Source organism: Streptococcus parasanguinis ATCC 15912, assembly GCF_000164675.2.
GTDB classification, from domain to species: domain Bacteria; phylum Bacillota; class Bacilli; order Lactobacillales; family Streptococcaceae; genus Streptococcus; species Streptococcus parasanguinis.
The window spans coordinates 1,944,294-1,957,171 of the sequence record NC_015678.1 but is presented as its reverse complement, the minus strand read 5'-3'; the positions used below and the strand labels follow the sequence as shown (position 1 = coordinate 1,957,171).

General features: G+C 31.3%; 16 protein-coding genes. 7 read left to right on the top strand and 9 right to left on the bottom strand.

Features of this window, described 5'->3' with window-relative positions:
- Positions 1-315: 315 nt before the first annotated feature.
- The 5 genes from HMPREF0833_RS09155 to HMPREF0833_RS09140 form a co-directional block, all read right to left on the bottom strand.
- On the bottom strand, positions 316-846 hold the full coding sequence (locus tag HMPREF0833_RS09155; RefSeq protein WP_013904628.1) for a hypothetical protein: 531 nt from the start codon (positions 844-846) through the stop codon (positions 316-318).
- 3 nt (positions 847-849) lie between these two features.
- Positions 850-1,569 (bottom strand): AAA family ATPase, encoded by a 720-nt coding sequence (locus HMPREF0833_RS11090; protein ID WP_257000684.1) that lies wholly within the window; start codon positions 1,567-1,569, stop codon positions 850-852.
- A 114-nt stretch (positions 1,570-1,683) separates the two neighbouring features.
- On the bottom strand, positions 1,684-1,971 hold the full coding sequence (locus HMPREF0833_RS11085) for a hypothetical protein (RefSeq protein WP_013904626.1): 288 nt from the start codon (positions 1,969-1,971) through the stop codon (positions 1,684-1,686).
- Complete coding sequence (locus HMPREF0833_RS09145; RefSeq protein ID WP_041818435.1) at positions 1,971-2,735, bottom strand: DUF6414 family protein; 765 nt, start codon at positions 2,733-2,735, stop codon at positions 1,971-1,973. Before HMPREF0833_RS09145 ends, HMPREF0833_RS11085 begins: the two co-directional genes overlap by 1 nt.
- Before the next feature lie 19 nt (positions 2,736-2,754).
- On the bottom strand, positions 2,755-4,788 hold the full coding sequence (locus tag HMPREF0833_RS09140) for a hypothetical protein (RefSeq protein ID WP_013904624.1): 2,034 nt from the start codon (positions 4,786-4,788) through the stop codon (positions 2,755-2,757).
- Between the two features lie 362 nt (positions 4,789-5,150).
- Here HMPREF0833_RS09140 and HMPREF0833_RS09135 point away from each other — a divergent pair, with 362 nt between their 5' ends.
- From HMPREF0833_RS09135 to HMPREF0833_RS09105, 7 genes are all read left to right on the top strand, one after another.
- Positions 5,151-5,582 carry a hypothetical protein gene (locus HMPREF0833_RS09135; protein ID WP_013904623.1) on the top strand — a complete coding sequence of 144 codons (432 nt, stop codon included), beginning with the start codon at positions 5,151-5,153 and terminating at the stop codon, positions 5,580-5,582.
- A gap of 141 nt (positions 5,583-5,723) precedes the next feature.
- Complete coding sequence (locus HMPREF0833_RS09130) at positions 5,724-6,038, top strand: hypothetical protein (RefSeq protein ID WP_013904622.1); 315 nt, start codon at positions 5,724-5,726, stop codon at positions 6,036-6,038.
- Positions 6,038-7,114, top strand: a complete 1,077-nt coding sequence (locus tag HMPREF0833_RS09125; RefSeq protein ID WP_013904621.1) for an ATP-binding cassette domain-containing protein — start codon at positions 6,038-6,040, stop codon at positions 7,112-7,114. Before HMPREF0833_RS09130 ends, HMPREF0833_RS09125 begins: the two co-directional genes overlap by 1 nt.
- Positions 7,115-7,116: 2 nt before the next feature.
- Positions 7,117-7,734, top strand: coding sequence for a hypothetical protein (locus HMPREF0833_RS09120; protein ID WP_013904620.1), 618 nt, complete (start codon positions 7,117-7,119; stop codon positions 7,732-7,734).
- A gap of 192 nt (positions 7,735-7,926) precedes the next feature.
- Positions 7,927-8,517 (top strand): replication protein, encoded by a 591-nt coding sequence (locus tag HMPREF0833_RS09115; RefSeq protein WP_013904619.1) that lies wholly within the window; start codon positions 7,927-7,929, stop codon positions 8,515-8,517.
- Entirely contained in the window at positions 8,504-8,764 is a 261-nt protein-coding gene (locus HMPREF0833_RS09110; protein WP_013904618.1) for a MerR family transcriptional regulator, read from the top strand. Before HMPREF0833_RS09115 ends, HMPREF0833_RS09110 begins: the two co-directional genes overlap by 14 nt.
- A gap of 90 nt (positions 8,765-8,854) precedes the next feature.
- Positions 8,855-10,120, top strand: a complete 1,266-nt coding sequence (locus tag HMPREF0833_RS09105; protein ID WP_013904617.1) for a tyrosine-type recombinase/integrase — start codon at positions 8,855-8,857, stop codon at positions 10,118-10,120.
- Positions 10,121-10,402: 282 nt separating this feature from the next.
- Here the strand turns inward: HMPREF0833_RS09105 and arsC are convergent, their stop codons facing one another.
- From arsC to HMPREF0833_RS09085, 4 genes are all read right to left on the bottom strand, one after another.
- Entirely contained in the window at positions 10,403-10,813 is a 411-nt protein-coding gene (arsC, locus tag HMPREF0833_RS09100) for an arsenate reductase (glutaredoxin) (protein ID WP_013904616.1), read from the bottom strand.
- Between the two features lie 89 nt (positions 10,814-10,902).
- Positions 10,903-11,172 carry a thioredoxin family protein gene (locus HMPREF0833_RS09095; protein WP_013904615.1) on the bottom strand — a complete coding sequence of 90 codons (270 nt, stop codon included), beginning with the start codon at positions 11,170-11,172 and terminating at the stop codon, positions 10,903-10,905.
- A gap of 12 nt (positions 11,173-11,184) precedes the next feature.
- Complete coding sequence (locus tag HMPREF0833_RS09090; protein WP_013904614.1) at positions 11,185-12,180, bottom strand: permease; 996 nt, start codon at positions 12,178-12,180, stop codon at positions 11,185-11,187.
- 58 nt (positions 12,181-12,238) lie between these two features.
- Positions 12,239-12,568, bottom strand: coding sequence for an ArsR/SmtB family transcription factor (locus HMPREF0833_RS09085; RefSeq protein WP_013904613.1), 330 nt, complete (start codon positions 12,566-12,568; stop codon positions 12,239-12,241).
- Positions 12,569-12,878: the final 310 nt, after the last annotated feature.

The window sequence follows — 12,878 nt, the reverse complement described above, 5'->3', positions numbered from 1 at the left end:
AATTGCGGAGAATATTTATCAAAGAAGAAAAGAAAATCTCAACGACAGATCCTGAGAGTGGTTGGTTCCACAAGGGTGAACACAAAATATTTTTGAAAATACAAAAAAACAAACGCCAAAAATGACGTTTGTCTACGTTCTGAGACAGTAGATTTAACTCTACTGTCTTTTTCTTTTTAATATAATTTTGTTAAGACATTCAGAAAATTAAAAAGGTAGAGTAGGAGTTTTAAGTCCCCAACGCCAATCCTTGGCGCGACATAATGTTATGTACTCTACATTTAAAATATTATCAAAAATAATAAGATGAATCAATCATAAAGCTGATTTTTTTCTCTTTAAACCAGATGCAATTCGCGATAGCTCTTCGGCAACATATTTCCCCAACATTGCTAAGTTAATATAAGAATCAAAATCAATTAAGCTTGGATTACTACTATCATAGGTTGCTAAATCATGTACAAGTTTATTTCTTTGTTCTTTAAACTTATAAACTTTATTAATGTTACAAAAAGACAGTTTATCACTTTTGCAATCATTATAGCTTTTTACCGGATCAACAATCATGATATCAGATTTCTCTAGTCGATATTTTAGATAACCTATTAGTTTTTTTAAATCGGAGTCAGTATTCTGATTTTTTTCTCTGATTTCGTTATAAATAAACTCAATCTTTTGATCTAGACTCATTTTCCTTGCTCTTTTACCTAAGTGTTCAACAATTCTCTTTGTTCTATTCTCGATAATTGCATATGAGCAAGAGATTGATTCAATATAAAATCCCTCCTCGATAGATATGTTCATACGCTTTCTAAGATGATCTACAAAATCAGTTTGATTTACCATTTTTTATTCTCCACTATTAATTATAAATTCTAACAACTTATCTGCAATAATATCTTCTACATACTTTCGTATTTCTCTAACATTACGTAAAGATTCTAATTTATTTGTAACTTCAGTCAATATCTCCATTTCATTTAGATGATTAGTATAATTAGACATCATATTACTCGGACTAGTTATTTGATTGTAAACTAACTCCAAAATGTTCTTCTTTTCCTTAAAGCTTAATGGAGAAAACTTAATAAAACCATCGAAGCGACTCAATAGTGCATCATCAATGTTATTCTGCAATTCTGAACGACTTTTATAGTTCGAAGTACAGATTATTATTGAATTTCTTAAATCAACTCTATAATTTTGATCTTCGTAAATTCCTTCATCAAACATCTGAAAAAAAGTAGTATGGAAGAAAGATGGGGCTAGTGCAAATTCATCAAGCAAAATGACATTTGATGCTCTATTAAGTAATGTTTTGGAAAATGAATCTTCACTATGTGTTGTTGATTTGAAGTATTTTACACTTGATTCACCCCCAACCATAGACATCTGTTCTCTGACAATCTCTTCATTTTGAAATAGAGTCGCCGACAATTGCTTAGCTGTTTCAGTTTTTCCAATTCCTGGATCACCATAGAACATTAAAACTAGAGGCTTGCAGCCTGGTCGTACTAATTGAGCCACTAATTTTCTTAATATACTTTTTTTCGCTTTATCTTGACCGATTATTCTTGCGTTTAAATCAATTTTTACTTGAATAATTTCCTGTTCCGAAATTTTTTCGAAAGATTTATTGCTAATAAATAGTTGTTCCTGAGGGATTTGTTGTTTTAGCGAGTTTTAAAATTTCTTTGGGGGGTTATGGATGTAGACCTCTGAAATTTCAGCTAATTTAAATAATTTATTTAAAAGCTCAATATTTTCAAATACTAGACTCGTAGCTAGAGAGTATGTATCAACTCTAAAAATACAAATATCATATTCATTTAGCAGCGCTGAAAGCTCCTCAATAGTGGAATCTTTCTTCCAGTCTGCTAATACTTCAGAAAAGGAAATATAATTTTCAAATCCAGACATACGTTTGTTGAATTCAAGTACAGGTTCAAAAAAGACATTATATTTAACCATTAAACACCTGCCAATAGAATGTCATAGATAGGAATTGATTTTTGAAGAGTTTCCTCTTGTTCTTCATCAAAATCAAGTCCTAGCGTATTATGATTTGATAGCCTATCAATCAATGTATCGAATTTTAAATCTATTGAATTTACTGTTCCTACCTTAATTCCATACAGTTTAATATTCATTTTAGTTAAATCACTCAAAGTGTAATTATTGCGTAATCCAGTTATATTAAAACGGACAATCATTTCTTTATTATCTGTATCTATTCCTTTTATTTCATAATATCCAGATAGTTTATCTAATGTTTTCTCGATATTTCGAATTTCGATTCCATTAAAGTTACTTTTATCACTTGCACTTGCGTTACTTAGTTCATTGATATCTTTTATCATATCGAGAACAGGAGTAATATTGCGATAAAATGCGGGTGAGTCTTTTTCTATATACAGTTTTATATTATTTAGACATTCAACTTTGGAATCATGACTTTCTCCTTGCGTTATAATTTTCTTGAAATTACTTAACAATGTAGAAGTAATTTGAGACTCTATGACCCCACTTCGTTGAAAAGAAGCGTTTCCAGAAAAGCCTACTTTTAATCTAGCTAAGAAACTCACCCCTATTTGACTATCGGCTTCACTTCCTACCATTGTTTCTGATATTTTTTTAATAATTTCCGACTGTACTCCATCTTGATAAAGTTCTAAAAAATCAAAAATAGCTTGTTCATCTAAATAAACTATTTTTCCGTTTAAAAAATCGTTCATTTTCCCTCCTATAAAAAGTTTAGCCAATTGCTTCGAACTCAACTATTACTTTTCCTTTTTCTATATGGTATGCTTCAGAAGTAATTGAATGATCCTGCCAATTAAATTTTATATTAATCAAATTGATTCTATATTCTCCTAAACCGTTATAACATCCATTTTCAGTTAATTTGAGACTTTTTCTATATAAGTCAATAGAAAATCTTCCATAGCGAGTATCGTGTAGAATTGCTTCGTTTTCAATATTTATATTATCAAACGTTTTATATCTCCCGCTTGTATCATCTAAGTCATAAAAATATATGATTCCATCATCAATATGATGATTAGGATAGATCATTCTATACAGGTATTTTTTAGAATTAAAGAATTCATTTAAAAGGAATTTGCTTGCAGGTGTATGATTTGGAGAATATAGTTGTTCTACAGTAATTGAAGAGTACTCCCCGTTTACAATCATTCCCAGTTCTTTTCTTCCGTTGTTTTCGAAATTGCCTAGAATTATTGTGTTATTTTGTTCTAACTCCTCTTCTTTTATTGGTTCAGTAACAGGGCTAATAATTTCATATTTACCTAAATTTAGTTGAATCACTTTCTTATTTGTGTCATCGATTATTTGATTGTAGTAATTTTCTACAGAGCTTAGAAAATTACTTATCTTTTTATCTGTGTACTTAATATTATCAAATATTACATCTTGTAAAGCATTATTATTAATATTTCCAGTAATGAATTTTTTAATAGATTTCCAGTTCTCTCTATCTTTTATGTTTGTTTTTGATTTAGGTAAAATAATTTGTGAAATAAATTTTTCAAACGCTTTGGAGAAAATGGTACTCCCTTTAGTTCCTTTAAAAATGATTCTAACTTCTTCAACATAGTTTTTATATTCTGGGAATGTATTACATATATATATGAAATACCGATAATCAAATTTTCCGAATTTGATTCGATGCTCGTATAGAAGTATAAAACCTAGTGTTAGATAATACAACTCTTTTAACTTTTCTCTGTTAAATATTTTGATCAGTGGATGATATCTTTCCCAAAAAGATTCCTCATACTCATTAAAGTTTAAAGAGAGTTCGTCATAAGAAAGAACATCATCAATAATACAATCTACTGCCCATAGAGTATATATTAAAACATATTTTTCATTGAAAAAAGTATTTAATAATTGCTTCCATTCAGTTGTTTTATTATCTAAAGAAATATCTAGAAAAGGTGTAAAATCTTTATTAATGAGGTTACTTAATTCAATACATTCTTTAGTAAAGTTTTCTAGTTTAGCAATAGAATAAGTACTATTGTTTATTAATCGGTTTAGTTTATTGTAACTTTGCTCAATAGTAGATAAGGATTTCTCATTTACATAGTTAGATAAAATACCTTTATGTCTTAATTCGATTATATCTGAAGTACCGAAAGTCCCATCTTTTTTTAACTGACTTACCTTTTTAGAAAGTTCATTTTTGCTAATTGTATCATAATTGTTTTTTATAGCGCCACTTCCGTCAAAAAAATAAGGAAAAAATAGATTATTATATCTATAGACTAGTTCTTCAATTGAAAAATAACAATCTGTTTTTAAATAAATCAATAACTTTAAAAAAATATATTCTATAAATAATTCAATCCCTTCTCTTTCTATATATCTATTTTCAAAGGGCTCAACTTTGCTATTATATATATCAAATAAAATCTTATGAATTTTTAATATGTTTCTTTTTTCTATATTTACATTGCTTTTTCTTTGAATTAAACAAGCTACAATTGACTCAATTACAATAATTGAGTCTTTTCTTTTCTCTAAATATTCTGAGATCGAATTATTGATATATAAGTCATTATCAGATTCTGTAATAGCCTTGCAAACAAAATCATAACCATAATCAATTTCGATAGGTTTTTCTCCAACCGAATAGGTGCCCCAATTGATTCTCAAATGATTGGTAATTTCTCTAATCGTGAAATATAACTCTTTTTGATTTTTCATTTTCATTGAAGCCTTAAATGGTAATTCTAAAATTTCATCATTAAATTTTGTTAGCATTCTTACTCATTTCCTAGAAATATTTTTTTCTCTCTCATTTAATTTACTCTAAAAACTCAGTAATTTCAAGTGGTTTAACTATTTCCATTTCTGGCAATATTTTGTCCTATTATTTGCATTTTGGACAATCTATAATATAAGAACAAGATAAAAATCTTGCAAAAAAAGTATAGTCCTATAAGATGCGCATCAAGTGGACGGATAGAAACGAATATGACGATATGACGAAAAAGGTCATATCAAGCATTAATTGTTTCGCCGTTTAATTTGGTGTGCCTTTTTGCACCTCGGCCCTCAATATCTGCTCATATGAGTTTCTATTCTTTCCATTTTTAAGGACGATAGAAACGGAGTATTAGACTATGTCTAAAATAGAAGAACGTCGTGAGCGCAGAATTTTAGAAGCTGTGAAAATTCAGAATTGGCAAGAAGTTTGTCGTTTACTTGATCAGAATATAAAAAATCAAGAACGAAAGGATAGGTATTATAACCTTTTAAGCTTGAATTCAAAAATAGTAAATGAAGGACGAACAACAGAGTTTATCGATCAGTATGCTGATAACACTTTTAATCCAATTAATCAGCTGCTTGTCAAAGAACTTCGTGAACATCTTATTATTGCACTCTCAAAACTTACAGAAGAAGATCGTTATATTTTTTTGCAAATGGCACTCAATAACAAATCAGCTCTACAACTCACAAAAGAAACTAAATATAGTAGTCATAAAACTATTCAGCGTCATTATGAAAAAGCTCGAAAAATTTTATTAGAAGAATTAAAAAAATATTTTTAGAAATTTAGCAGAGATGACCAAATCTCTGCTTTTTTCTCCTTAAAGATAAGGAGGTGAAACTATGTTCTAGTAGAAAGTCTAGCTCTGACTTAAACCGAGCATGTCAATCTAATTCTATATTTATAAAGAAAGGATAATATTATGAAAACACACAATCGTACAAGTGGGTATTCGACTAACACCGCAAAACAATACATCAATGCTAAGCAAGCAATTTACTGTCTTAGTAATGAATTAGAACCACAAATTAAATTTGAAGACAATCAACCTACTGGAGAAGTCATTGCTTATAAAGCGTGGTTTTCACAGCAGGGACTACCTCCTTTTCAGGTGAAATTTGAATCAGAAGTGCATCTGCCCTCTTATCTAGCAATTGTTGATTTCGATAACCTTGAAGCATGTGAAGTTGGTTATAATGTTTATTTCCGTGCAAAAAATGTTAAAGAGGTTATATAATGGATCAGAAAGAATTGAATCAGTATCTGTTACAAAGTCTTAACATGGGGCTAGGAGCCTTGATGCAAGGAGAGACCAGTTTCACGAGCAGCTATACACTAGAGATTACTTCGGAAGGCTTTATTTTTATCCCACGCCTTCCCGCCAGCTATATAATTGACGATGAACTATACCAAAAAATTTTTTTAATTGCTAATGCCTCTCTCTATCCCAGATACACTCTTCTTAAACAAAATTCAGCTTATTTTATATCTCTTGATACAGATGATATTCACGTTCAAAGAGGATTATTTTTCCCTTGGCAAGAAGGAGTATCTGAGAGACTGATTATTTCAGATTTAGAAGAATTTGCTATTGAGCAAGAAGAAAGTTACCTACCAATTATGAAAAATTTGTCGCTTGATTATAATAAAGTCACCTCGATAGCTATAGCTGGAAATTCTGGATCAGGAAAATCATATACTTTAACATATCTTCTTAGTCTGCTCAAGCGTTTTTCAGAACTGATCATTGTTGACCCAAAGTTTGACACACCATCAAGATGGGCAAGAGAAAATAGAATTCCTGTCATTCATCCTGAGAGAAATCGCTCAAAATCCGATTTTGTCTCAGAAGTAAATGAAAATTTAAGCTCTTGCTTAAACCTTATCCAGGAGCGTCAAGAACTGCTATATGATAATCATGAATATCATTTTAAACATTTAACTGTGGTAATAGATGAAGTGCTTGCTCTATCTGAAGGAGTTAATAAAAGTATTAAGGAATCATTCTTTTCTCTGTTATCACAAATCGCTTTGCTTGGGAGAGCAACTAAGGTTCACCTTCTGTTAGTGAGCCAGCGATTCGATTACAATACAATACCGGTATCAGTTAGAGAGCAACTTAGTGTTCTGATTCAGATAGGGAACATTAATCAGAAGACAACTCAATTTCTTTTCCCAGATTTGAATCCTGAAGGAATTGTTATTCCTACGGGAAAAGGGACTGGACTAATTCAAATTATCGATAATGAACATCCTTATCAAGTTTTTCCTCTACTTTGCCCAACTTATTTCACTAAGAAAGGTATCTTATAGCAATGAGAAAGAGTTTTTTCCAGAAAACATATAATGTTAATGTTTGGCTGATTTATTTTGGATTTCTAAGCATTATTTTAAATCTGGCTTTACGTCAACTTGGGGAATTATCTAAAAATATTCAAATTCCACAACTTAAAAATATATTCTCTCTTATTCAAGAAAAATTAGGAATAATCGAATACTTTAGTAAATTGTTATCGATTATCTTAATAACTTTGGTTATTTTTCTTATTGGGATTGAACTACTTCAAAGATTTAGAAATGATTCTGTCTTAAATTATTTCAAATCGATTTTTCAAACAATTAGATTTAGACATTTTTTGAAACAAGATGAAAGAAACGAAGCAATCAGTGATAAGGATAATCAAACAACCAAAACAGGCTTTGATCCTGTCGTACAAAGTTTTAACAATTCTATATCTAAATGTACGATAGACGTCAGGAATTCAAGTGTAAGTGTCGTAATGCAATATCCAAAGACTCAGCAAGCACAAAAGATTCTGCGAGAAATGACAGAGCAAATTAAGGAAGAAATTTCTAGTTATAATCCATGTTATATTTTTTCAGCTCCTACTAGGGAAGGAGATAAATTCTGGTTTAAAGCAACGAGAGTATAGCAAAAGGCAGTGCTTGGCTCATATAATGATAGCCAAGAGCACTGCCTTTTGTAATTTTTAACAATAACTGTACTGGGGGCAACTACGACCCCCAGTACATCAGTGATCAATAATCAAATTCTAGTATGAATTACCAAAAACAATTTAGAATTCTCCTAATAAATAAGAACAAAAGAAAGGAGGTGAAGGTCGATGCCAAAAGATAAAAGGTCGAATAAGTGGGCCTTCTTGTTATATGAAGAAAGTTCTCCTGAAAATTATTTAGAAGTTCTTGAGGAAATGCATATCCCTTTTGTCCTCAGCCCATGGCATGATAAGGATGTCAACAAGGAAACAGGAGAATTTAAAAAAGCCCACAAGCACGGGGCGTTATATTTTGATTCACTTAAAAGTTATTCTCAGGTTTCTGAGTTACTGACTAAGAACCTTAATACACCATCTCATGTAGAACCCGTCATGTCTCCTAAAGGTATGTATGACTATTTCACTCATGCAGAAAATCCTGAAAAAACTCTGTACGATATCAACGAAATTGAATCGGGTTGCGGATTTGAGCTAGATAAATTTATCGTCAGTAACAACAATGATGAATTCCTTTCGCTGGTAATTGATATCATTGAAGAGCATAATTTTACAGAATTTAACGCACTAGTAAGATTTGCTAGAAAAGAAAATACACAATTGTTAGGGTTAATTATGGATAAAACTTATTTCTTTGCTAAATATTTAGATTCAAGAAGACACGATAAAACAAGAAAGGAAAATACCGATGACAAATATTGAAAATACAAAACTTGATCAGATTGAACAATTGTTGATTTGCTTAGTATCTGTTTGTCAGAAACAAATTGAAAGACAACAAAATTTAAAGATTATAACTCAGAAAGAACTCTTAACGATTTTACAGATATCTCCCAACACTCTAAAATCCTGGGAAAAGACGGGGCTAAAGCGTCTTGAACCACCTATTGAGGGAACTCGGACGGTTTATTACAAAATGGAGGATGTAATAAACTATTTAACTCCTTAACTTTAAAAATGTGCTAAAATAGTAATATCACATGGAATAGTGTGAGGTTGTTATTTTAGCCTTTTATATATTCGAACGTGAAAGGCTACTATGCAGAAGGAAACTATTTTTCACAACAATCGAAAAGTCATTAAAACTACCAAGAGTAATGGAACTATTAGCTATACCCAACGTGGTGTGTATATTGGTGTGGATGTTAAAACTGGGAAAAAAGTTACATCATCTATTACCGCTAAAACTCTAAAAAGTCTTGATAGAAAAATCATTCAAGCTCGGATTGAATTTGAAGCGAAGGGCTCAACGATCAAAGAGACCTTGCTGATTAACAACTTTGAAGAGTTAGCTGAAGCCTGGTTTGTCAGTTTTGTAACTTGGGTGACTTCTCAGAATACGATCAATCGAGTTCGAAGCTATCTTGATACCTATCTCATCCCTAAGTTTGGAGAATATAGGCCTGAAGAGATAAAATCTGCAGATATTCAGATTTGGGTTAATAAATTAGCCCAACAATCTAAAAAGTCTGTTGAATCCGGTGTAAAGAAATCCAAAAAGGGACACGCAAAAGATTTCGGTGCAGTTATCTATAAACTCAGTGATATTTTCGATTATGGGATTACGAATTTCGATCTTTCTCATAATCCAGCTCGGACAGTAAAAATCCCTCCAAAACCGAAGGTGGTAAAGGAGAGAATCATGGTATTGCACGGAGAGGATTTGGCTACTTGGCTGAACTATCTTACTACTCTTCCTGATACACGAGCTAATCGAAGATTTAAAGTTATCTGCGACACGCTGCTAGCTTCCGCACTTCGAATCAACGAGCTTCTAGCTTTGACGATTAATGATTTAGATTTTAATGCTAATGAAATTATCGTCAATAAGACGCTAATGTGGAAAGCTGGAAATAAGAAACTTGGGATTAAGGGCGAGATTGTTTGTAAGAACAGTGCCAAAACGGATGCTGGTAACAGAAGAGTTGCAGTCCCGAGACAAGTCTTAGATGACTTGAAAGCTTTTCATGCTGAGATGAGTGATTACTTTGTGAGTCACGATTTACCGACTGTGGATTTAATTTTCCCGACAATTTACGGGAACTATATGTGTGACAGAAATGAACGTGCAACGCTTAAAAAGCGTTTGACTGAGCTGGGACTACCAAACTATGGTTTCCATCTTTTCCGTCATACACATGCTTCTTTGATGCTGAATGCTGGTGCCAACTGGAAAGAACTCCAGATAAGAATGGGACATAAGTCTATTAAAACGACAATGGACACTTATGCTGAATTGGCACCGAAAAAGAAGGCAGAAGCAGTTGAAATCTACCTCAAAGAAATTGCAAAATTGACGGCATAGCAAAATGACTACATTTATGACTACATTTTCTATAGAACAATCTAGAAACGTTGATATGACAACGTTTAAATGGTGCTAAAATAACATTAACAACCTTTACAGAGGTTAAATAATTGAGTAAACTAAAAGCCTATGAAACCAATGTTTCTAGGCTTTTTATTTGTTTAGAATGCAATTTTATCTGATTTTTGTCTGATTGAAGTTAAAGCAAAATATCAAATATTGTAATTCTGATATATTTTACACACTTTCAAGATGGCAAAAGTTGCTTTTTCTTATCATTTATCTAGAACTACTACTAATTATCTCGCCATCTTCTTTAATAAAGTCTTTATCAAGCGACTTAGGTAAAATATTTAAGACTTTTTCTGATGGTCTACATAATAAAGTTCCTTTATCAGTTACCACGATTGGCCTATTTATCAAGATAGGTTCTACCATCATTGCATTTATAATATCTTGTTCTGTTTTATCTTTTTGTAAATCATATTCTTCAAATTCAGGAACATTTGTTCGTAATAATTCTCTGGCACTCATGTTCATTTGTAATAAAAGTTGCCTCAATTTCTGCTCTGTCGGTGGTGTTTTTAGATACTCAATAATAGTAGGTTCAATTCCAACCGCTCTAATGATAGCTAGAGCATTTCTAGAAGTTCCACAATTGGGATTGTGATAAATTGTAACTTGTTCCATATATCTCACGTTTATACCAGTAATTTATTATCACTAGTATCTATCCTTCCTTTTAATAAAATTTATACAATTTTTATATCTAAAAATGACTAATCATTTAATGGTGTCATGAACAATTTTTTAACATCATCAACTGTCAAAACCTTTCCTGTCGAAACAACTTTTTCATTTAATACCAAAGCAGGAGTAGACATAACACCATACTCTGCTATCTTAGAAAAATCCTTTTCATGTTCGATTATTACATCCAGTCCTTCATCTTTACAAGCTTGTCGAACATGTTCTTCTAACAAGTTACATTTCTTACATCCAGAACCCAGAATCTTAAAAATAATTTGATTTGATAAATCTTGTGACATAATTATATCCTCCTAAAAAATAAAATTTTGTAATATATTAAATAGATACCCAACTAAAATAATACCAACTGTGCAAATGATAATAAACGCAATGAGTAGACGAGGTTTAACCGCTCTCTTTAGCATAATAATTGACGGAAGGCTAAGTGTTGTAACCGCCATCATAAACGATAAAACTGTTCCAAGTTGTGCTCCCTTACTTAATAATGCTTCTGCTACTGGAATCGAACCAAAAATATCTGCGTACATAGGAATCCCAATTAAAGTTGCTAAAATAACACCTAAAGGATTGTTACTTCCCAAGGTACCAGATACCCAATTCTCCGGTATCCAGTTATGTATAACTGCACCAATACCAACACCAACTAAAATATATGGAAATACTTTTTTAACAGTATCAGCCACTTGTTCTTTGGCAAAATCTAGCCTATCTTTATAAGTTAGCTTTTCTTTTTCGACGATCTGCATATGAGCATTTTTAACAAAATCTTCAACATAATCTTCCATTCCTAGTTTTTCAATGATACTTCCCCCAATAACTGCAATAACTAAACCAAGAACAACATAGATAATAGCTATTTTACTGCCAAAAATACTCATCAAGAGAACTAAGCTACCCAGATCTACCATTGGGGAAGAAATCAAGAATGAAAATGTGACACCAACTGGTAGTCCAGCACTTGTAAATCCCATGAATAAGGGAATTGAAGAGCATGAACAAAATGGTGTTACTGTCCCTAATAGGGCAGAAATAATATTTGCAACAATACCATCATAGTGACTTAAAATTTTTCTACTTCGTTCAGGAGGAAAATAACTTTGGATATACGAGATAGAAAAAATTAAGATACATAATAAAATTGTTATTTTAATTACATCATAAAAGAAAAATTGTAGACTTCCTCCTAGTCGTGATGTTAAATTTACACCGACAATTGACAATAACCGGCCAATTATTTCATTTAACCATTTCATTCCTAAAATTTGTTCTTGGATAAATAACCACATAATGTCCCTTTCTACACATTAACTTTTTTTGATGTATTTTAGAAATCTAAAAGTCATACTAAGATGACTTTTGATGACAATGACAACTTGCTAAGGAATCCTCCCCTAAAGCAGTCAGTTCTTTAAATCGATTAAGAGCAAAACTTCGCCCAGAATCACTGAGGCTATAATGTTTCCACTTCCCCTCTTGACGACTAGAGACTATACCTGACAGGCATAAAATTTTCATATGATACGATAAAGCAGACTGTGCAATCCCCAATTCATCAGTCAAAACACAAGCACACTTTTCACCATTCTTTAAATAATCTAGAATTAACAAGCGCTTCTCATCAGCTAATGCTTTAAAAATTTGAGCATCTTTTGTAAAATCCGTAATAACTTCCACCTCATATCAAATATTTTTGATGAATTTTTCTATTTCTAGACTACCACTTAGAAAAATAATGTCAAGTATTTAAATGAAAATCTGTTATTTTTCCTTAATTGGATTTACCAGTCATATAAATTTTTCTACTTCTCTTTTCATACTGCCACTTTGTTTCAAAAAATTGAACTATTTACCTACCATAAGTGAGTAAAAAAGCCTATGAAATCAATATTCATAGGCTTTTTCTGTTGTTCAATATTAGTTTACCATAATTTTTATTATTTAAATAGAAGTTCACAAATTTTAAGTTAGTCGCGGTTTCTTTAAT